19 protein-coding genes are annotated in these 21,711 nt (G+C 29.1%); 3 read left to right on the top strand and 16 right to left on the bottom strand.

The features are described from left to right. Both HCG76_RS11590 and HCG76_RS19090 read left to right on the top strand, forming a co-directional pair. Positions 1-933: a S8 family serine peptidase gene (locus HCG76_RS11590; RefSeq protein ID WP_260458111.1), complete on the top strand. Its 933-nt coding sequence runs from the start codon at positions 1-3 to the stop codon at positions 931-933. Between the two features lie 99 nt (positions 934-1,032). Beyond that, positions 1,033-1,182 (top strand): hypothetical protein, encoded by a 150-nt coding sequence (locus tag HCG76_RS19090; RefSeq protein ID WP_260458112.1) that lies wholly within the window; start codon positions 1,033-1,035, stop codon positions 1,180-1,182. Positions 1,183-1,247: 65 nt separating this feature from the next. On the opposite strand, the gene HCG76_RS11585 is transcribed toward HCG76_RS19090, so the two are convergent. The 3 genes from HCG76_RS11585 to HCG76_RS11575 all read right to left on the bottom strand — a co-directional run bounded on the left by HCG76_RS11585 (position 1,248) and on the right by HCG76_RS11575 (position 3,568). After that, the gene (locus HCG76_RS11585; protein WP_221700499.1) at positions 1,248-2,120 is read right to left on the bottom strand and encodes an SPL family radical SAM protein; all 873 of its coding nucleotides are present in this window, start codon (positions 2,118-2,120) and stop codon (positions 1,248-1,250) included. 38 nt (positions 2,121-2,158) lie between these two features. Further along, positions 2,159-2,599 (bottom strand): GyrI-like domain-containing protein, encoded by a 441-nt coding sequence (locus tag HCG76_RS11580; RefSeq protein WP_221700500.1) that lies wholly within the window; start codon positions 2,597-2,599, stop codon positions 2,159-2,161. Positions 2,600-2,665: 66 nt separating this feature from the next. After that, positions 2,666-3,568, bottom strand: a complete 903-nt coding sequence (locus HCG76_RS11575; RefSeq protein WP_221700501.1) for a helix-turn-helix transcriptional regulator — start codon at positions 3,566-3,568, stop codon at positions 2,666-2,668. A 143-nt stretch (positions 3,569-3,711) separates the two neighbouring features. Between HCG76_RS11575 and HCG76_RS11570 the strand changes: the two genes are divergently transcribed. Beyond that, positions 3,712-4,098 (top strand): hypothetical protein, encoded by a 387-nt coding sequence (locus HCG76_RS11570; RefSeq protein ID WP_221700502.1) that lies wholly within the window; start codon positions 3,712-3,714, stop codon positions 4,096-4,098. A 141-nt stretch (positions 4,099-4,239) separates the two neighbouring features. Here the strand turns inward: HCG76_RS11570 and HCG76_RS11565 are convergent, their stop codons facing one another. The 13 genes from HCG76_RS11565 to purE form a co-directional block, all read right to left on the bottom strand. Then, positions 4,240-4,689 carry an NUDIX hydrolase gene (locus HCG76_RS11565; protein WP_221700503.1) on the bottom strand — a complete coding sequence of 150 codons (450 nt, stop codon included), beginning with the start codon at positions 4,687-4,689 and terminating at the stop codon, positions 4,240-4,242. Positions 4,690-4,743: 54 nt separating this feature from the next. After that, positions 4,744-4,938, bottom strand: a complete 195-nt coding sequence (locus HCG76_RS11560) for a YwbE family protein (protein WP_195989134.1) — start codon at positions 4,936-4,938, stop codon at positions 4,744-4,746. A gap of 51 nt (positions 4,939-4,989) precedes the next feature. Next, positions 4,990-5,586 (bottom strand): S41 family peptidase, encoded by a 597-nt coding sequence (locus HCG76_RS11555; protein ID WP_260458113.1) that lies wholly within the window; start codon positions 5,584-5,586, stop codon positions 4,990-4,992. A gap of 307 nt (positions 5,587-5,893) precedes the next feature. Beyond that, on the bottom strand, positions 5,894-11,485 hold the full coding sequence (locus HCG76_RS11550) for a beta-N-acetylglucosaminidase domain-containing protein (RefSeq protein ID WP_221700504.1): 5,592 nt from the start codon (positions 11,483-11,485) through the stop codon (positions 5,894-5,896). Between the two features lie 955 nt (positions 11,486-12,440). Beyond that, positions 12,441-12,731, bottom strand: coding sequence for a TIM barrel protein (locus tag HCG76_RS11545; RefSeq protein ID WP_370778838.1), 291 nt, complete (start codon positions 12,729-12,731; stop codon positions 12,441-12,443). Positions 12,732-12,891: 160 nt separating this feature from the next. Next, positions 12,892-13,698 carry a hypothetical protein gene (locus HCG76_RS11540; protein ID WP_221700506.1) on the bottom strand — a complete coding sequence of 269 codons (807 nt, stop codon included), beginning with the start codon at positions 13,696-13,698 and terminating at the stop codon, positions 12,892-12,894. A 785-nt stretch (positions 13,699-14,483) separates the two neighbouring features. Next, positions 14,484-15,722, bottom strand: coding sequence for a phosphoribosylamine--glycine ligase (purD, locus tag HCG76_RS11535; protein ID WP_221700507.1), 1,239 nt, complete (start codon positions 15,720-15,722; stop codon positions 14,484-14,486). Positions 15,723-15,788: 66 nt separating this feature from the next. Further along, positions 15,789-17,294: a bifunctional phosphoribosylaminoimidazolecarboxamide formyltransferase/IMP cyclohydrolase gene (gene purH / locus HCG76_RS11530; protein WP_221700508.1), complete on the bottom strand. Its 1,506-nt coding sequence runs from the start codon at positions 17,292-17,294 to the stop codon at positions 15,789-15,791. A gap of 13 nt (positions 17,295-17,307) precedes the next feature. Further along, a complete protein-coding gene (purN, locus tag HCG76_RS11525) occupies positions 17,308-17,910 on the bottom strand; it encodes a phosphoribosylglycinamide formyltransferase (RefSeq protein ID WP_221700509.1) in 603 nt (200 codons plus the stop codon). Further along, entirely contained in the window at positions 17,898-18,899 is a 1,002-nt protein-coding gene (gene purM / locus HCG76_RS11520; protein WP_221700510.1) for a phosphoribosylformylglycinamidine cyclo-ligase, read from the bottom strand. Before purM ends, purN begins: the two co-directional genes overlap by 13 nt. 9 nt (positions 18,900-18,908) lie before the next feature. Further along, on the bottom strand, positions 18,909-20,324 hold the full coding sequence (gene purF, locus HCG76_RS11515; RefSeq protein WP_221700511.1) for an amidophosphoribosyltransferase: 1,416 nt from the start codon (positions 20,322-20,324) through the stop codon (positions 18,909-18,911). Positions 20,325-20,478: 154 nt separating this feature from the next. Next, on the bottom strand, positions 20,479-21,183 hold the full coding sequence (purC, locus tag HCG76_RS11510) for a phosphoribosylaminoimidazolesuccinocarboxamide synthase (protein WP_221700512.1): 705 nt from the start codon (positions 21,181-21,183) through the stop codon (positions 20,479-20,481). Beyond that, complete coding sequence (purE, locus tag HCG76_RS11505; RefSeq protein ID WP_221700513.1) at positions 21,183-21,662, bottom strand: 5-(carboxyamino)imidazole ribonucleotide mutase; 480 nt, start codon at positions 21,660-21,662, stop codon at positions 21,183-21,185. Before purE ends, purC begins: the two co-directional genes overlap by 1 nt. Between the last annotated feature and the right edge of the window lie 49 nt (positions 21,663-21,711).

Genomic DNA, 21,711 nt, shown 5'->3' with positions numbered 1-21,711 from the left:
ATGAAAAGAAATTTTTCAATAGATAATTATATAAGTAATCCTGACTATTTTAATTATTTAATAGAATACCAAGGTGATATTATAAAGGAATTTGAAGCTTATCCTGATTTATTTATAAACATTATTAATGATAAATATGCAGTACTATATATTCCCAAAGCAAAGCTTGATATTATTGATGATGGTTTCAAATTTTCAACTATAGTTTATATAAAACCTTCTGCTATGTATACATTACAAGACATTTCTCCAATTGAAGCATCCCAAGTAAACTTTTTACAGTTAGATTTACCTTTAAAATTAACCGGTAAAGGTATTGATGTAGCAATAATAGACACTGGTATTGATTATTTAAATGAAGAGTTTATGGATGAATTTAAGAAATCTAGAGTAGATTTAATCTGGGATCAAACAATAAAATCTACCAAACCTATTAAAGATATTAATATTCCATTTGGTACAATATATGAAAATAATGAAATACAGTTGGCTATAGATGAGTTTTTTAAAGGAAATGATCCCTATTCAATAGTTCCAAGTAAAGATGACTTTGGTCACGATACAGAAATGGCAGGAATAATTGGTGCTTCTGGAATACTTACTGAAAGTGATCCAATTAAAGTAATTGATTTAGATATACCTCCAGAAGAAAAAAATTTATGGTTAGAAATATGGGTTGATGTGCCAAATATAGTATCATTGGACATAATCTCCCCCTCTGGAGAAAATAGTGGTGTTCTCAACTCTCAAATAAATAAAACAATTAATTATACTTATATTTTTGAAAAAACCTTCATTAAGGCAAATTATTATATTCCTGAAGAAATTACAGGTGATGAACTTATAAGAGTTGGTTTTTACGATTTACAACCTGGTATATGGAAATTAAGGCTTATAGGAAATTCTCTTTTAGATGCTCATTTTAATATTTGAATTTCTCAGAAAGGTTTAGTAAATGATAATACTAGACTTAGCCCATCTGATATTTATAATACGATAACTAACCCTGGTAACTCTGATTACACAATTACTGTGGCTGCTTACAATCAAAATAATAATAATAATAATAATAATAATAATAATAATAATACATTAAGTTATTCAGGTATGTCTCCTGATATAAATTCTATTAGTACTGTTGATGTTGCTGCTGGAGGAGTTAAATGTGCTAAATGTATTTAAAAACATGTATTAGCATTATATTTATTAATACTAATACAAAATATATTCTTATCTCATATCTAAGACTATATATCAAACCTTACTTGAATTTCATTATTTTTCTCTTCAAAAGTTTTCATGTATTCAAAAACTTCCTCCAGCCCACAAATAATATTATTCTTCTTACAGGTTTCTTTAATAATTTTCATTAATATTTCATGATTTTCACTTACTACTTCATAACTATTCCCATACCTACTTATATATTTTTCTTTCAAACCTTTAAAATTCTTATCTAGATTTTTATAATAATACTCTCTATTTCCATCTCTTAATGTTAAACCAATACCAAATACTATAATTCCTTTAACTTTAGCTTCTATACAATAATTCAATATTCCCCTTATATTTTCTTCAGTATCATTTATATATGGCAATATAGGACATATCCAAACTACTGTAGGAATTCCATTATCCCTCATTATTTTTAATACTTCAAAACGTTCCTTTGTTGTAGAAACATTAGGCTCTATTATTTTACATAAATCTTCATTATAAGTTGTTAATGTCATCTGTACAACACACTTTGATTTATTATTTATACTTTTTAATAATTCTAAATCCCTTAATATTCTGTTAGATTTAGTTTGTATTGCTAATCCAAATCCATACTTTTCAATTATCTCTAAACACTTTCTTGTATTTTGCAGCTTTTCTTCTAATTGAATATATGGATCACTCATTGCACCTGTTCCTATCATACACTTTTTTCTTTTTTTCTTAAGTGCAGCTTCTAATAACTCTGGTGCATTAGCTTTAATTTCTATATTTTCAAAAACATGATCCATTCCATAACAAATACTTCTTGCATCACAATATATACATCCATGAGTACATCCTCTATAAATATTCATTCCATTAGTTCTAGATAATATTCCTTTTGCAATAACCTCATGCATATAACTTTAATCTCCTTTTATAGTTTCTAAATATAAATTTAATTTAAAGAAATATAAATATTTATTTTAGCATTATCAAAATCTGAATTTAAATATTCTTCAAAATCAGCCTTATAACTTCTATCTAAATCTATTTGCCAAATCTCATTCCAAGCTTTTGAAACTGACTTTTGCATATGTCCCTCTATAGAGAACTTAGCATACTTTCCTGCTGGAATCTTCTTTACTGTAAGCTCTTCGTTCTTTACACTTGTTACTTCATTACCTACTGTAACACAATATTTATTATTTTCATAATCTGAATAAAGACCTATTGCATATTCATTTACTTTATTTTTTATTATTTTATTAATTCCATCTTGATATAACTTTTCCCAAAGCCCCCCAATAACTTTCTCCATCTTAGGATCTTCATTACTTGTAATAGCACTAACCCCTACTATTATCTTTTCTTCTAAATTTACAATTTCATAATTCATATTAATAACCTCCATATATTTGATAAGATTATTATACTTAGGTTAATATGACAGCAATATGTCATATTAAGAATACTTTAAAATCATTTTTTTTATTTTATCTTTTACTTCTTTTCTTATCTCCTCTGGTTCTAAAACTTCACATTCTTCCCCAAATGAAGATATATAACTAAATATCCATTGACCTTTTGGATATTCTATTTCTGCAATAAAACTTCCATCCTGTAACTGTTTGAAACTTTCAAATTCATCATATACTCTATATGCCATTTTAGAAGAAATCTTCATTTTTAAAGTTACAAACTCACCTTCATAAATATTCTCTTCTTTCATTATAGTTTTAGGTACTTCAATATTGAAAGTTTCTTTAGAAATATTTAAATCCTTTATTCTTCTTAGTTTAAAAAACCTATAGTCACTTCTTATTTTACAGTATCCATATATGTACCAACTTTGTCCCTTAAAATACAACTTTAATGGGTATACTTTTCTATTAATATTTTCTCCCCTCCCACTCATATACTGGAAGTTAATTATTCTCTTATTTAATATTGCATATTTAACATTATAAAAGGTTTCTTTTTCTCTTTCTACATTACCCCAATTTGAAAAATCAACCTCTATCCAATCAGTATCATTTTCACCTAAGATATTATTTAACTTTCTAATTACCTTTTCTGGTTCCGAATCATTAAAACTTATAGCATTAACTGCTTTTATTGATGATAATATCTCTGACTTTTCCTCTTCTGTTAACACAGCTTTATTTAATATAAACTCCGGTAATATTGATATCCCCCCACCTTTTCCTTTAGTCATATATACTGGAATTCCGGTGGTAGAAAGTATTTCGATATCTCTATAAATAGTTCTTTGTGACACTTCAAATCTTTCTGCTAATTCTTTTGCTGTTACAATTTTCCTTTCTAAGAGAATATATATAATTTCAAATAATCTATTTATCTGCATAATTTCCCTCTCATTCATTACCTTTTGCTTTATAACTCTTCATTATAATTATAACTTATATTTATATACTTAAAATAATTTAAACAAACTGCTCTTTTATAAATAGTATATATTATAAAATCTAATGATAGGAGATGATATACATGTTAAGAAATTGTGATAATGACTCCTCCTGCTGTAATAATAATTACTATAACCCTTGTAATAATGCATCAGCTTTTAATAACTCTTGGCTTTATACACTAATAATATTCTTTATATTTGGTGGTGGCTTTGGGCCTGGTAGTTTTTGGGGTGATTATAATAAGGTCTTTGGTTGCAGTGGATTTAGTAATGGTTGGTGTAATAATATCGGATCTAATAACTCTAATAATGGCAACTTTAATATTGGAAACTATGGTAATAATAACTTTAATAGTCCCAACCTTTCTAACTCTAATTTTTCCAACTCTGATTTTGCAGGACTTCTTAGCAATCTTTCTGGTAATGGCAACTTGGATATTGGTAACCTTACTGATGATTCTATTTAATCAAAGCAAAATTAACTAGGGAAAACAAAAGTTTTCCCTGGTTAATTTCAATAATAATAATATTATTATTGAAGTAATCTTATGTACTACACCTTAGAAGCATAATGTTCATTTTTAATTACTGTTTTATCTAATTATAATTTATAAACTATAATATTTATCTATAAATACTTTATGACTTCTAGGTATATTTTCTGGTAATTCGTCATAACTAAAAAAACATAAATCTTTTGTTTCAAAGTTATCCACACTTAATTCACCACTATAGCTTTTACATACGTATCCTATCGTTATAAAAAATGCCTTATCTCCATGAGGAAATTCTATAAAACAATCCTCACCTGATGTTGTTCCTAAAAGCTCTAATTCCCTTATATCTAATCCTGACTCCTCCTTTGTCTCTCTAACTGCAGTAGACTCAAGAGATTCTCCTAACTCTGTAATTCCACCTATCAATCCCCATTTATATGGAAAGGTTCCTCTCTTTTGTAATAATATTTGATTATTTTCATTTATTATTAACACATTTACGCCAGTTAAATTTATTGAATCATGACCTACTTTTTCTCTTATATATCTAACATAATCCATATTTATATCCTCACTATTTTCACTAATACAAAATAACAGTTAAGACTAAACCTATTAAGTTAATATTTCTTTTACTCTACCTACAATGCCATCTTCAAGCATAACTTTAATACCATGATGATGTTCTAGAGATTTTGTTAGTATCTTCATAACTATTCCTTCTGTTAACTTACCTGTTCTTTGATCTTGTTTTTGAACTACTAACACCTTCGATCCTATTTTTATATTACTTCTTCTTGTACCATCCATTTTATGTACCTCCAAATTAAACTTAATTCCTATCTAATCTTTCATCATAAATTAATAATAATCACTAATACTTTCTTGAATATTTATATCTGGATACAAAGCTAATATAGTATCATCTTCTATTAACTTATAATATCTAGTTGAATAATTTACAATAAACCTACTATTAGGCAATGTAAACTTAAGTATCTCTCCATAACAATTTGGCTTTCCACCAGAAGGTTCACCTATTATTTCAGCATTAGTATCAAATTTAAATTCATATGCATTTAATAAGGCTGATGAAAAAGTCTCCCTACCTATAATAACCTTTAAGTTCTCTTTTCTATTTATTTTATCATTACCTTTTATAAAATTTATAAGAGGTTGTATTAATGTAGAATCTCCACCTAAATTATTCCTTAAATCAATAGTAACTTTCGCAATATTGTTATAATTAATAAAATCTATAGTTTCATTAATCTTTTCATTCAAGGTTTTTATTCCATCTTCCCTACAACTATTATATTTAATATATATTTCATCATTAATTTTCTCAAACCAATAGTTACTATAACTATTTTTTGCATATATCGGTAGTTTGGTAACTTCTATATACTTTAATTTATCTGGTGAAACTGTCTTTAAAGATATCTCTTTTCCTTCCAAGTATTTTTCATAACATCTCCTTACTTCTTTTGTTTTTATTACAATTTTACTATCTTATCTATTAAATATAAACTAATTGTGATATAACTATCAAAATAATTATAAAAATAATAACCTTTTAAATAAAAAGCTACTAGGATTTTATTTGATTTATCCTAATAGCTTTCCTAATTATACCAATTAAATGTTTTATAGAACTATTATATCTTACAACTTATTATTCTTAAACAAAAAAACTGGATTATATCCTTAATATTAAAGATATAATCCAATTTTACATTCTAATTATCTACTTTAATTTAATATCTTATTGTTGTTTAACTTTTGACTTTTTAGAATAAACAACTATTATTCCTAAAGATAGTAATAAAATTCCAACAAATAAAACATTTCTAGTATCTACTCCTCCTGTTTGTGGAAGATTATTATTTCCGTTACCTTGGTTGTTTCCGTTACCTTGGTTGTTTCCGTTATTTCCATCACCTGGTTCTGGTGTTGGTACTACTGGTTTTAACTCTAAAGCAGCTTTTGCATCTTCAAAAGCATTCTTAGCACTTACAAACTCTGTAGCTGAAGTATTTTCTACATTTTCTAACATAGCCTTTAATACTGATAATGCTTCATTATACTTAGCAACAGTTTCTTCAGTATATTTATCTGCTTCTATTTCTTCTATACTATTGATATAAGCTTTAAGATCTTCTTGGTTTACTCTTAATACAAGAGTCTTAGTAGCTTCATCAATTTCAGTAACTAATCCTTGGATAGTTTCTGCAGTACCAGATACAAATAACTCATCCGCAGTAGCAATTAAATCTACTAATATTTTGTAGCTGCTTGTAGTATATAAACTAGCATCAAATCCATTAGCGATTTCAATTTGAGCACGTAATGCAGTTACATCAACTAAAGTATTCTTTAATGTTAATAACTCATTTTCTACGTTCTTTAATTCTTCAGCTGTCATATTATTAAAGTTCATACCTTCAACTTCTGCTACTTTATCCATTAATGCTTGGAATGAATTAGTAGTATAGTTTTCACTTTTTAATCCCTTAATTTCAACAATTAATCCTTCAACACTTTCGCTTGAACCTACTAATTCTAAGTTGTTTTTAGCTTCAGTTATAGCACCTATTGCAGCTTCAATAGCTTCAACAGTACCGTCTATTAATAATTCTTTTGCCTCAGTAACTTTTAATTCATAAGCTTTATAAGAATCTTCTGTGTAGATGCTTGAATCAACTATTGCTTCAAATTCTTCAATTACTGCTACTAAAGAAGTAATATTTACTAAAGAATTTTTTGCCTCTAATATACCTTCTTTTGCAGCCTCAAATACTGCTGGGTCTTGAGGTTCTGTTTTATTTAATTCAAGTAATCCCTCAATTTCTGCTTTTGCATCATTTAATGCTGTCCAAGAATTTGTAGTATAAACCTTCTCTGGAGCAGTAACATTAGAAATAAATACATTAATATCCTCTAAAGTAATTTCAGCTTCTTCTCTGTTTGCTGGGTTATAAACTAAAGCTTCTTTTGCATTATTTAACTCACTTATTAATCTTTCAGCTTCTTTAACTGATAAGTTATTGCTATCTTCCATAGCACTCTTAATAGCATTTAAAGCTTTTTGATAATTAGCCCAAGTTTTAGCTGTGTATTTTGAACTATGTGTTATAGCTGCATCTATAACAGCTTGTACTTCTTCACTATTACACTTTTCTTCTTTACTAGCTTTTGCTTTTTCTATTTCTTTTACTGCACTATCTACTGTTCCTTGCGCTGCATAATTATTATTAAGTATAGCTTTAGCTACTTCTATAGCTTCCTTATATGCTTTTGCAGTGTTAGTTGTCCAAGTTGTAGTATCTATAGTTTCATTTACCAATTCTTGTAATCTATCTTTGTTTACAGTTTCATTTAAAGTTGAATCAAATATTAATTCTACTAAATTTGGAATAACTCCATTCCACTCAAACTTAACATCTAAAATCTTAGTTCCAGCAGGTAAAACAAATTCATTTGTACCTTTATTTAAAGTCCCTAATTCTACTGATTGTATATCCCCATTAGTGGCTACAATTCTTGCTGTTACTAGTGCATTTGAGATATTCTTAGCATTTTGCATTACTTTAATATGATTTACATCAAGATTATCAGATAATGAATAATTAAGGTATCCTTCATTTGAATTTGGAATATACATTGTAGTAATATCACCATCAACTAAATATTCATATAATCCATTTTGAGTATCTGAAACATTTGATTTAAATGTTGGATTATTAACTGTTGGAATATATGCTCCACCATTTATTTCAATTTCATTAATTCTAGTCCATCTATGACCATATGATTGAGTTATTTCTAACTTAATATATCTAGCTTTTTTATTTATATTACTTGCTTCAGCTACATTGTATGAAATTTCATGCCCTGTAAATATATCATTTATATTGCTATCATCATTTGTTGTATTAGGTTCTTGATCACCTATTAATAATACAGCATCTCCCCAGTTTCCTTTTTCTGTTGAAGCATAAACTGCACCATCTCTGATATAGTCTTTATGTGAGTCATGAACAACTACTTTTAATTGATCTAAATCAATCTCTTGACCTAAATCAAAAATCATATTGTCTCCCTTAGTTTGAAGTCTTTCAAATTGTATAGCTGTTGTACGGTCTTTATCAAATAAATCATCTACTTTACCAGCATAAATTCTTCCCATGTTATTTTCAATTACTGTTGGCTTACCGAATTCCCTTGAAGTTACTCTAAACTCATTTACATTGAAAGTAACTACTCCTGAACCTAAATTAATTAAACGAACATATCTTGCATCAGTGTTTTCACTTAGTGTTTTGTTATCTAAGTTAGTCCATTCATAACCATTCTTAGAAACTTGTAATGTAACATTTTCTAATGATGTGCCATTTACAACAATCTCTGTTAATTCATGAATACGATCTAACATTAATCCAATATATTGATTGTTTTCTAAAGTAATATCTGAAAGCCCTACCATACTAGCATTATCATTAAAATAATCTGCTGGATGCTCTTTGTAAGCTTCTACATTAGTATATACCTTACCATTATGATTAATCTTTGCATCAACTTTAAATTCTCTAAAACCAATCCAATTTCCTTGATCTCTATTATTTCTTAAACGTACATATTGAGCTTCAATATTTCTATCTGATAAGTCTATTACTATATCTCTAGTGTTTTCATAAGTTTCTATCGGCGTATATTCTCTACCATCTAAAGAATATTCTAATGTAACATTTTTGAAGTAATCATTTGAACCTGCATTTGGTCCTTGAAGAATATTAATTTTACCAAGAACTATTGGCTCACTTAATTTTACTCCTACATAGTCTCCTGCAATTGTAGTATTTGCTGGCGTAGTATTTTGTCTTACATTGTAGTGAATACTAGTATTTGGATCACCATCTAACATATTAGATTCTGGTCCAGAATAAACGCTCCATCCATCAGTTGTACGAATTACTTCACTTGTGAAAGTTGGTACTTCTACTATTTCTGGAGAAGTTAATACTTTAAATTCTCTCATAGCAGGCCATTTGTTACCACTATCTGTTGCAGTACAGATATATCTCACACCAACAACATTTTTAATTTCTACACCAGTAATCTTAACATTTACTGAATATGGTCCATAAGTTTTGTTGTTTATATCTTCCCAAGTTTGACCATCAGTTGTGTATTGTACTTTAGCATGTCCAAAAGTATCTTCTTGCTTTCCATTAGTACCATTTAATATATCTACACCATAGATTGTAGTTGGCTTACTTAAATTAACTTGATAATATTGATCTTTAGCTTCATATACTCCATTCCATATATGAGTATCATTTTTACCATCTATGATATTTTCAATTTTACCATCATAAACATTTGATATATTTGTTTCTGCAGTTAATACTAACTTTTCTCCACCATTAACTAATGAGTTAATTTCATCAGAAAGTGCATCTCTAACAGCTTCTACGAAAGGAACTAAACGTTTTGAACCTGGTTGAGCCTTTTTAGTTCCATCAATTGTTAATCTATCATGTGATTTACTATTTTCATAAGAAGTAGTTCCTTCAGCAAAATTTTGTACAGCTGACTCATTATCATTAGCTTCTAAGTTAATTGCTGCTTGAACATAGCTCTTAATAGCTGTAGCTAAATCTTTTAATGAATTAGCAAATGGTGTAATTTGTTCAACCATTCTTGCATTAGTGCTAGTTTTAATAAACTCATCACAAGCATTAATTATTATATCCATTTCATTTACTAAAGTATTTCCAACTTCAGAAATTTCTTGATTTCCATTTAATTTAGAAATAAATTCATCTAATAAAGGTCTTATCTCTTCTGATTCTCCTAATACTAGTCCATGTCCATTTGGAGCAGGATCTGATGTATGCTTAGCTATTGTATATAATGCTTCTGATACATTAGCATCTACATATTTGAAAGAATCTTCCCAACTCTTATCTTCATTAAACTCTTTTATATTCCAAGCATAATCTGCTATAGCAAAAAGACTTATTTTTGATGGTTCTGCATCTTGCATAGGATTTGTAACTACACCAGCTAAATCTTCAATATTAATATCTGTATGTAAAAGACTTCCTTTACCTAACATTAATCTATGCATGTTGATATCATTAACAGGCCAGTTTAACCAGAATAATGGACTTCTTCTTGTTACACCTTCTGGCGCTCTATGCTTTTTAAAGTTATCTAATGTATTTTGAATAATTGGTGCACATACTGAGTTACCAGTCCAGAAAATTTGAACATCTTCAGGGAAGTTTGCATCTAAGAAATTTAATTCTGAATAATCACCTTGCCATCCAGCATTGTATCCTACTGGACAGAATACCCAGTCATGTACATCTCCTTTTTTCTTACCCCATTCTGATAATTGAGTCATCATATTAGCAAGAATTTGTCTATCAAGGCTACCAACGTCATCACCTAGAACACCAAATTGACGAACACCTACAGAATATAATTGTTCGAATTTTGCTATTAATTTTTCCATTTCTCCATCAAAGTCATTTGCGTTAAATCCGCCCATAAAAGGATGAGCTGTCCAAACAAATTTTGTTTTTGTCTCTTCACCTACTTTTACCATTTCAGCAATTTTATCTAACTCTTCTTTTGGATATAATTCTCTCCATTTTCTAGTATGATATAAATCATCTTTTGGTGCAAAGATATAAGCTGTCATCTTAAAGTCTCCACCAAATTTCATTAAAGACATACGATCTTCATTTGTCCATGGAACACCATAGTAACCTTCAATGAATCCACGTATTGGTGTATCAGCATAGTCTTTAATTTCAAAATTCTTAATAGTAGATCCATCCATTTGATTAAATATATGCTTTAAGCTTGTTATTCCATAGAATGCAGCATCTGTATTTTTACCTAATATGGAAATTTCTCCATCTTTTGCTGACATAAAATATGAATCATTCTTTTCAAATAGGCTTACATCCACTTGATTTTTCTCTTGTATATAATTACTTGCGTATTCATTTGATAAATATGTTCCAACTAAAATATTAGTTTTACCACTTACAACTTCTTCTGAAATTGTAATCTTCTTATCTTTTGACTCTAAAACTTCTGTCATACGCTTTTTAGTTACAGCATCTATTGTGCTATCATAAACTACGTTTACGTCTTTACGTATAACAAATTCCCCCGTTAAGTAGTCAATTTGATGTGGGTTAGGATAAATTTCATATCCTTCTTTTGTTGTATCAGCTTCTACTATAGGGCTAGCACTAACCGTAGCTGGTTGAACTATTCCAATAATTAATGCAATAGCTAATATACAACTTAGTAGTCTCTTAACTTTGACTTTCATATTATTACCTCCATATAATTAATAAAAATTAAAATTTTATTGATTTATTTGTATTATTTATAAAAAAATTGAATAAAAAAAGCTTTCCTATAAATATAGGAAAGCTAGTGCTCTATTGGTAACACGCTCTAAATCAAATATTAATTTTAATTTTTTATTTTCTATTATATTATATATGAAAAAATTTCCTATGTAAACAATTATATTACAAATTTATCTATTTTTTAAAATTTATACTTTAATACTTATGTAATAACTTAATATAAATATATTATTTCTAGTTTTTTTTGCATTTTTTGTAATATTATCTCATTTAATTTAAAATATTTTCATTATTATTGTTTAATTTGTAGTTATATAAAAATATCACTCACTCTAAAAAATAAGAGCAGTTAAATAAATCATTATAATTCTTAGCTACTCTCTTTTATTAACTTAAATATAAATTACTTATGATACGGTTCTCCGTAACTACTGCAAATGAGGTTTTTCCATTTTATTCTTGTGTATATATTCTACATAAATATGGTATAATTCTAAAGTAATATTTTGAAATCCGTAGTAGGATGGCTACGGAGGTTTTGAACGTTTTATCCTCCATGGCTATTGGTGAACTATTTCACTATAGCTAGGAGGTGGTATTGGATATGTTTGATACTTTGATAAAGTGTATATCAGTCATTTATGTAATTAGATTAGTTCTAAAACATAATCTTTTTATACATCACTTAAAAATTAAGATTAAATTTCTTGGTCTTGATATAGAAGTTAAAAGCAAAGAAAAAAGTGCCCCATCCTGCAAAGAGTAGCACTTTTTCTTAATTAATCTTCAATTAATTTCATCCAATAGCCCTAAAACAAAATAAATGTTCTAAGGATTGCTTAGTGTTGACACACTAAGCTTTTCTTATTTATATTATATCAAAATTTTATAAAAAATAAACATATATATAAATCAATTTGTTATATAATTCTTAATGTATTTTACTGATTGCCTTAAACCTTCTATTGTCTTAGTTTCTAAAACACATGTACATTTATTTTTTATTGCAATGTTTATCATACCTTTAATATCAATATTACCTCTTCCAAGTGGTAGATGATTTTTGTAATTTATTGCATCATGTATATGCATATGCATTAATTTTTTGATATTTTTGTTTATAAACATACTATCCTTATTACATATACAATAATCGTGCCCAATATCAAATGTTAATGCAAAAACTTCGCTCTTAAGTAATATTTTGAAATCTTTAGTAGGCTAAATAATATAGTTATCCATATTTCAACCTTGGATTATAGGTAATTTAAATCATAACTTAAAAATATTGTATTGAATATGATATTTACTTTAATAAATTAATCCCCTGTAGATATAACAATTATCCTTAAGCTTTCTTCCTCTAGTCACCTCTATAAGATAAATTATTAGTTTCAATTCCATCAGGATTTGTTCTAATATGACTCTTAACATGCTCTATATCTCCACTAGAATTTATCCTTGTGTATTCTCTAACGTTGTGCATCCCTGGATTTGTTTCAACATAATTATTATATTGTGCTGTACTTACCAATGTTGATATTTCCGAAATAATAGCTGGTACTAAAATTGACATAAACAATAACGGCAACATGCATATAGCTGTTAAAGCTCCATCAACTGAGTACTTCATAAAATATAAACTAATCATCATAATATTAAATAAAATACCATAATAAACATATTCAATTGGAATGGATGTAATATCAGAAATTGTATAGATAAACTCAAATTTAGCCACAATCTCAAAAATATAATTAACTGGAATGGCTAAAATACGATATATATCTCCTAAAATAAGCTGAATTAATTGACTTGGAGCTAGAACAACTGTAATTCCTAAATACATTGCATATTTATTTTCCCAAACAAATGTCAATTTCGATATAATTCCTAATAATATTAAAATAGGTATTAAAAACCCTAAAAACGGGAAAACACCTACTATAATACCAATAAAAATTGATATAGCTATACCTATAGCTAATTGTTGATATGTACAAAAAATAATAAACACAATAGTTAATATAGTTTTCTCAATTGGAATTTCACTACCATTAATTCCAAACATTAATGTAAATATTATCATAGCAATAATATGTCTTATTGTTAAAACTTGTTTTATAGACCATAATCCCCTATTTCTAATTTCATTTAAAAACAATTTCATTCAACTCTCCTATCTACACCCCTCATATTCGTCTATTATTATAATCTAAAATTTTCCTATTTACAACTTTATCATTACGAAACTATATCTACGGTAAGTATCTTTCCCGCCTTAAAAATAGTATTATTATTGGTTCTCCCCAACTCGTATCTAACCACTCTTTTTAACCATATCTTAAGAAATAATATTTCCATCTACTCCAATAGACTCTCTTTTACGCTTTTCAGCAGTTGCCTTTTAACACAAAATATTCATATTAAAAGCTTGATTATCCATAATAAAACTTCAATATCTGAATATGATTCATATCCATAATCATAATTTACTACATTATCTTAATTCTTAATAATTTCAATAGTATCTTCCTTAGTTAAGCTCAATTCTTCTGCTACATAAAACTCTGCTAATTTTGCACTGATTTCATTTATTCTTTTTTGTTACTCTTCAGTGTACTCACTCCAACATTTCTTAACATAAAAGAATAAGGCCCTTGTTGAAATTCTCTAGTATGCTCTTTATGAACTCATACGGTATTTCTTCACTTACATCGTCTGAAAGTGCAACTAGCAATGGCTCTTTTTACTCTTTTATTTATATCACCTTTTCTTTATTCTATCTACTTATATGAATTTATCTTACTTATGACAAGGTGTTTTCAGCTACAAAAACAGGCTTAAGCTAGTAATATCAATTCCTAAAGCTATAAACCTCATTTACTTATGGTATGGTTCATTCTTCATTATTCTAAAACACTATCAACTTTTATGCTGATAGTGCTTTTTCTATTATATATCTTTTCTAAAATACTTTCCTTCAAAATTAACCATTTCAGTTAACTTATAAGCTTCTTCTCTAGCCTCTTGAACAGTTCTACCTCTTCCAACAACAGATAAAACTCTTCCTCCACTAGTTCTTAAAACTCCATCAACCAATTGAGCTCCAGCTAAGAATACCTTATCTCTTATGCTATCATCAATAGTAATTTCAAAGCCCTTTTCAAAACTTCCTGGATATCCTCCAGAAGCTAAAACAACATTAACGCATGCTCCATCATACCACTTAGCTTCTACTTCATCTAATCTACTATCTAAAGCAGCTTCAACTAAATCAACTAAATCACTTTCCATTAAAGTTAATACAGATTGAGTTTCAGGGTCTCCCATTCTTACATTATACTCTAAAAGATAAGTACCCTTCTTAGTTATCATTAACCCAAAGAAGATAATCCCCTTAAAGTCAAATCCTTCTTCTTGAATTCCTCTTAAAGTATTAGCAACTATATTTTCTTCAAAGTCATTCATTACATCTTGAGTAACAAATGGATTTGGTGCTAAAACTCCCATTCCACCAGTATTTGGTCCCTTATCTCCATCAAAAATTTGCTTGTGATCTTTTCCTGAGATAAAAGGTATTAAAGTCTTACCATCAGTAATTGAAAGAATTGATGCTTCTACCCCTTCTAAGAACTCTTCAATAACAATTTTTTGCCCAGCGCCCTTAAATATATCAGAAACCATAAAATCATCTACAGTTCTTAAAGCTTCTTCTTTAGTAGCTGCAATAACAACACCTTTCCCAGCCGCTAATCCATCTGCTTTAATAACTATTGGGTATGAGCAATCTTGAAGATATCCTAATGCTGGTTCGTAATCTGTAAATGTAGCATATTCAGCAGTTTTAACTCCATACTTCTTCATGAAATCTTTAGAGAAAGATTTACTTCCTTCTAATTGAGCACCTGCTGCATCTGGTCCAAAGCATCTAAGTCCTGCTGCTTTAAACTTATCTGTTATCCCCTTTGTTAATGGATCTTCTGGTCCAACAAAAGTTAAACCTATATTATTTTCTTTAGCAAATACTACTAATTCATCTATATCAGTGATATTAACATTTTCACATTTATTTTCAATTGAAGTTCCACCATTACCAGGCGCTACAAATATCTTACTTACCTTTTCACTTTTAGCTAATTTCCAAGCAATAGCATGCTCTCTCCCACCAGAACCAACTAATAATACTTTCATAACTTTACCTCTTTTCCAATATCTTAATAATTATCATATATCTTTTATTTAATCATTAACTATATTTTAGTGTTTAAAGTGTCTGATTCCTGTCATAACCATAGCTATTCCATGTTCGTTACAAGCATCAATTGATTCTTGGTCTCTCATTGAACCACCTGGTTGGATTATAGCTTTAATTCCGTATTTAGAACATTCATCAACTATATCTCTAAATGGGAAGAATGCATCTGAAGCTAAGATTGTAGCTCCTTCACCTCTTCTTAAAGCATCCATTGTTGGCCAAATTCTATTAACTTGTCCTCCACCGATACCTACAGCAACACCATTATGAACTGTTACTATAGCATTAGATTTAACATATTTAACAACCTTCATACCAAATAATAAATCTTTCATTTCTTCATCAGTTGGAGCTTTTTCTGTAACAACCTTTATTTCATCAACTAATTGTCTATCTTCTTCTTGAACTAATATTCCACCATCAACTGTTACCATATATTTTTCATCACATGGTTTAACATTACATTTTAAAACTCTTAAGTTCTTTTTAGTTCTTAATACTTCTAATGCATCTTCATCATAATCCGGAGCTGCAATTACTTCTAAGAATATTTTAACCATTTCTTCAGCTGTAGCCTTATCTAACTTTCTGTTAAATGCAACTATTCCACCAAATATTGAAGTTGGATCTACATCATGTGCTTTAGTGTAAGCTTCATATGGAGTCTCACCTATTGCAACACCACATGGAGTATTATGTTTTAATGCACAGCATGAAGCTTCATCAAATTCATTTGCAACCTTCCATGCTATATCTAAATCTTTAATATTATTGTAAGAAAGCTCTTTACCATTTAATATTTCATAATCATTCATTCCACCATCAAATTCAGTAGAAACATAGTAAGCAGCACTTTGATGTGGATTTTCACCGTATCTTAAGCTTTGTTTCTTTTTGTATGAAACAGATAAGTATTCTGGATACTCTTCTTCATCACCAAGCATAAAGTTTGAAATAGCTGCATCGTAAGCACTCATTAAGTTAAATACTTTACCTGCTAATTTCTTTCTTAATTTATAGCTAACATCTCCAGTTTCTTTAATTGCAGCCATTACAGCTTCATAATCTTTAACATCTGAAATAACAACAACGTCTTGGAAGTTCTTAGCTGCTGCTCTAAGCATTGTAGGACCACCGATATCAATGAATTCTACTTTTTCTTCAAAGCTTAAATCTTCTCTAACTTTTTCAAAGAAAGGATATAAATTAACTATTACCATATCAATTGTATATATATTTCTTTCTTTAATTGTATTCATATGTTCTTCATTATCTCTTATAGCAAGTATTCCTGCATGAATTATTGGGTGAAGAGTCTTAACTCTTCCATCTAGCATTTCTGGGAAGTTAGTAACTTCATTAACTTCAGTTACAGAAACTCCATTTTCTTTTAAGTGCTTATAAGTACCTCCAGTTGAAATAACCTCAACTCCGTTTTCTGCTAAAAACTTTGAAAAATCTAAAACACCAGTCTTATCAAATACACTAATTAATGCTCTTTTTATCATGTAAAAATCCTCCCTATTTTAAAATATTTACTCTTCCATCTATAATTTCAATTTTACCCCTACTTAATAAATCAATAGCCTTTGGCAATAGCTTATGTTCTTCTACTAATACTCTCTTTTGAATATCTTCAGCAGTATCCTCAAAATATACTGGCACTGCTTCTTGAAGTATTATTGCTCCCCCATCTACTTCTTCATTTACAAAGTGAACCGTACATCCAGTAAATCTAACTCCTGAGCTTCTTACTGCATTATGTACATGCATTCCATACATCTTATCTCCACAAAAACTAGGAATAAGAGATGGATGTATATTTATTATTCTATCTTTAAACGCTTTTAATATTTCCCCATTTAATATTGAAAGATACCCTGCTAAAACTATTAAATCAACTGTCCCCCTAGTTAATTCTAATATTTTATTAGAAGTCTCATTTCCATATTCTTTTCTAGAAACAACATGAGTAGCAATACCAGCATTTTTAGCTCTCTCTAAGCCATAAATTCCTTCTTTGCTTCCAATAACCATTTCTACTTTAAAAGTATCTTGTCCATAATCTAAAATTGATTGGAGGTTTGACCCTCCACCAGATACAAGTACTGCTACTTTAAGCAAACTCCTTCACCTCCAGCTGTTACAACACCAATTTCATAAGCTTTTTCACCTAATTCAATAAGTTCTTTAATAACAGCATCAACATCTTTTTCATCAACACATAACACAAAACCAATCCCCATATTGAATGTATTATACATATGATCTCTATTTACACCTTTATTAATCATATCTTCAAAGATTGCTGGTAATGGATAACTATCTTTGTTTATTTCAGCAGTTAATTCTCCACCGTTAAACATTCTTGGAACATTTTCAATAAATCCACCGCCAGTTACATGAGACATACCTTTAATATCAAACTTTTCAATTAAGCTTAATATTGGTTTAACATATATCTTAGTTGGCGTAATTAATGTTTTCCAAACTTCTTCACCATTAAATTCTTCATTTAGATCTGTATATAATTTTCTAACTAAAGAGAAACCATTTGAATGTACACCAGATGAAGCTAAACCTATTAACTTATCTCCTGGCTTAATGTTTTTTCCGTTTATTATCTTATCTTTATCAACAATACCTACTGCAAATCCTGCAATATCGTATTCTCCTTCTTTATAGAAACCTGGCATTTCAGCCGTTTCTCCTCCAACTAAAGCACAATCTGACATTACACAACCATCAGAAACACCTTTAACTAAATCAGCAGCAACTTCTGCTTCAAGCTTTCCACACGCTATATAATCTAAGAAGAATAATGGCTTTGCTCCATGACATAAAATATCATTTACACACATAGCTACACAGTCAATTCCAACTGTATCATATTTCTTAGTTTTAAAAGCTAATTCAAGCTTAGTTCCAACACCATCTGTACCAGAAACTAAAACTGGCTTTTTATATCCTTCTGGTAATTCAACCATTCCTGCAAAGCTTCCAAGACCATTTAAAACATATTCACTCATTGTTCTTTGTGCATATTCCTTTATAAGCTTTACTGACTTATACCCTTCTTCTATATTAACTCCAGCCTCTTTATAAGTTATCATTTAAATTACCTACCTTTCAGTTTCTATTGGTGTTGCAACTGGATATACTCCATTGAAACATCCTACACAATATCCTTGATCTGCATTAAAGCATTTGTACATACCATCCATAGTTAAATATCCTAATGAATCACAACCAATTATTTCTCTTATTTCTTCTAATGAATTATTAGCTCCAATAAGTTCTTTTCTATAAGGAGTATCAATTCCAAAGTAACATGGATATTGAACTACTGGTGATGCTACTAAGAAGTGAACTTCTTTTGCTCCAGCTCTTCTTAAAGATTCAACTAAATGCTTTGAAGTAGTTCCTCTTACTATAGAGTCATCTATAAGAATAACTCTCTTATCTTTAATATTTACCTTTAAAGGATTTAATTTTACAGCTACGGCTCTTTCTCTTACTTCTTGAGAAGGAGTAATAAATGTTCTTCCAACGTATCTATTTTTAACAAATCCAGTATCATAAGGAATACCTGATGCCTTAGCATATCCTATTGCTGCTGGTATACCTGAATCTGGTACTGCAACAACTACATCAGCTTCAATTTGATTTTCTTTATATAATTGTTCTCCAGCTCTAACTCTTGATTCATGAACATCTAATCCATCAATAATTGAATCTGGTCTAGCAAAGTATATATATTCAAAAGCACAAGTTTGACATTGAGTATTTTCAGAATATCTATATGACTTTATTCCACTTTCATCAATTACTACAATTTCTCCTGGATCAATATCTCTAACTAATTCTGCTCCAATTGCATCTAAAGCACAGCTTTCAGAAGTTAAAATATAACCTTCTTCAATCTTTCCTAGGCAAAGAGGTCTTATTCCATGAGGATCTCTTACACCAATAAGCTTGTTTTCAGTTAATATAACCATTGCAAAAGAACCTCTAACAGCTTGAATCGCATCTAATACAGCTCTTTCAACACCTTTTTTAGCCCCTCTTGCAATTAAGTTAGCAATTACTTCTGAGTCAATTGATGTATGGAATACATGTCCACCATCTTCAAGTAATTCTCTTATAACATCAGCATTAACTAATGTTCCATTGTGCGCCATAGCTATTGGTCCTAGCTTTGTTTTGCTTAATAATGGCTGTGCATTTTCTATTCTAGTATCACCACTTGTTGAATATCTAACATGTCCAATTGCTGCAAATCCTTTTAAGCTATTTATATCATCTTGAGAGAATGCTTCTGTTATAAGTCCCATTCCCTTTTTAATATTTATATCTTCACCATTTGCAACTGCTATACCAGCACTTTCTTGACCTCTATGTTGAAGTGCATATAATCCGTAATATGCTACTGAAGCAACATCTAATGGTTTGTTAGAGTAAACACCAAATACTCCACACTCATCTTTAAATTTATCATTACTTGGATCCATTATTATATTGTCTAACTTTGGACTCATACTTTTAACCCCCGATTAATTAGTTTGGAGTTAATAGTTTTTAGTTAGTAGTTGAGGCTGAAACTCTTAGTGAGTTTCTATAAAATATTTTTCCTAAAATCAACATTAATTGATTTTATTCATTAACTCCTAACTACTAACTCCTAACTACTAACTATTCCTGTATTCTCTTTAATATTTCTATATATGCATCTTTAACATTACCAAGGTCTCTTCTAAATCTGTCCTTATCTAATTTTTCTCCAGTAGTAGCATCCCAGAATCTGCAAGTATCTGGTGAAATTTCATCTGCTAAAACTATATCTCCGTTAAATCTACCAAACTCTAATTTAAAGTCTATTAATCTAATTTTAGATTTTAAGAACATATCCTTTAAAATATCGTTGATTTTTGCTGTTAAAGCATAAATCTTTTCTAATTCTTCAAAAGTAGTAGCTCCAATTCCAACTGCATGGTAATCATTTATTAATGGATCTCCTAGAGAATCATCTTTGTATGATAATTCAAATACTGTAGTCTTAAGCTCTGTTCCTTCTTCTAATCCTAATCTCTTAGCCATAGAACCAGCAGCAACATTTCTTACTATTACTTCTAGTGGAACTATTTCAACCTTCTTACATAATTGTTCTCTATCATTTAACTTTTCAATAAAGTGAGTTGGAACTCCCTTTTCATTTAACATTTCAAATAACATTGAAGTAATTGAATTATTTAAAACACCCTTATCTTCTATTTGCCCTTTCTTTTCTCCATTAAAAGCAGTTGCATCATCTTTGTAATAAACTATTACTTCATCAGCCTTATCTGTAGCGTATATTTTCTTTGCCTTACCTTCGTACATCATTTCTAATTTTTCCATTATAAATCCACTCCTTCACCATTTTCAGCTATAAATTTTTCTTTCATTTCTTTTCTATATTCAACTAATTTAGCTTTTAATTCTTTATCATTTACTGAAAGCATTTGTACTGCAAGCATTCCAGCATTATAAGCATTATTTATTCCAACTGTTGCAACTGGAATAGATTTTGGCATTTGTACTATTGAAAATAATGCATCTAACCCTTCTATTGCACCCTTACATGGAACTCCTATAACTGGCATTGTAGTTTGAGAAGCAATTACACCTGGTAAGTGTGCTGCAAGACCTGCACCTGCAATTACAACTTGACATCCTTGTTCTTCAACTTCTCTTAATGTTTCTTCTAACTTTTCTGGAACTCTATGAGCTGATAAAACAAATGCTTTATACTCAATACCAAATTCCTTTAAGCAGTTAGCTGCTCCCCTCATTATTTCTGTATCAGATTTAGATCCAAAAAATATTGCTACTTTCATACTATCCTCTCCTTTTAAAATAAGAACTAAGAAGGAAAAGTTAAAAGTT

It is taken from the genome of Clostridium sp. K13 (genome assembly GCF_019734195.1).
Lineage (GTDB): Bacteria > Bacillota > Clostridia > Clostridiales > Clostridiaceae > Clostridium.
The sequence above is the reverse complement of the archived record's forward strand: the minus strand, read 5'-3'. Positions and strand labels throughout refer to the sequence as shown.

Coding starts and splice junctions, on each gene's coding strand:
- HCG76_RS11540 (WP_221700506.1), bottom strand. CDS start 13,698: ATGAAATTGTTTTTAAATGAAATTAGAAATAGGGGATTATGGTCTATA.
- HCG76_RS11590 (WP_260458111.1), top strand. CDS start 1: ATGAAAAGAAATTTTTCAATAGATAATTATATAAGTAATCCTGACTAT.
- purM (WP_221700510.1), bottom strand. CDS start 18,899: ATGATAACTTATAAAGAGGCTGGAGTTAATATAGAAGAAGGGTATAAG.
- HCG76_RS11550 (WP_221700504.1), bottom strand. CDS start 11,485: ATGAAAGTCAAAGTTAAGAGACTACTAAGTTGTATATTAGCTATTGCA.
- HCG76_RS11575 (WP_221700501.1), bottom strand. CDS start 3,568: ATGCAGATAAATAGATTATTTGAAATTATATATATTCTCTTAGAAAGG.
- HCG76_RS11565 (WP_221700503.1), bottom strand. CDS start 4,689: ATGGATTATGTTAGATATATAAGAGAAAAAGTAGGTCATGATTCAATA.
- HCG76_RS11585 (WP_221700499.1), bottom strand. CDS start 2,120: ATGCATGAGGTTATTGCAAAAGGAATATTATCTAGAACTAATGGAATG.
- purC (WP_221700512.1), bottom strand. CDS start 21,183: ATGGAAAAATTAGAAATGATGTACGAAGGTAAGGCAAAGAAAATATAC.
- HCG76_RS11570 (WP_221700502.1), top strand. CDS start 3,712: ATGTTAAGAAATTGTGATAATGACTCCTCCTGCTGTAATAATAATTAC.
- purH (WP_221700508.1), bottom strand. CDS start 17,294: ATGATAAAAAGAGCATTAATTAGTGTATTTGATAAGACTGGTGTTTTA.
- HCG76_RS11560 (WP_195989134.1), bottom strand. CDS start 4,938: ATGGATGGTACAAGAAGAAGTAATATAAAAATAGGATCGAAGGTGTTA.
- purE (WP_221700513.1), bottom strand. CDS start 21,662: ATGAAAGTAGCAATATTTTTTGGATCTAAATCTGATACAGAAATAATG.
- purD (WP_221700507.1), bottom strand. CDS start 15,722: ATGAAAGTATTATTAGTTGGTTCTGGTGGGAGAGAGCATGCTATTGCT.
- HCG76_RS11580 (WP_221700500.1), bottom strand. CDS start 2,599: ATGAATTATGAAATTGTAAATTTAGAAGAAAAGATAATAGTAGGGGTT.
- purF (WP_221700511.1), bottom strand. CDS start 20,324: ATGAGTCCAAAGTTAGACAATATAATAATGGATCCAAGTAATGATAAA.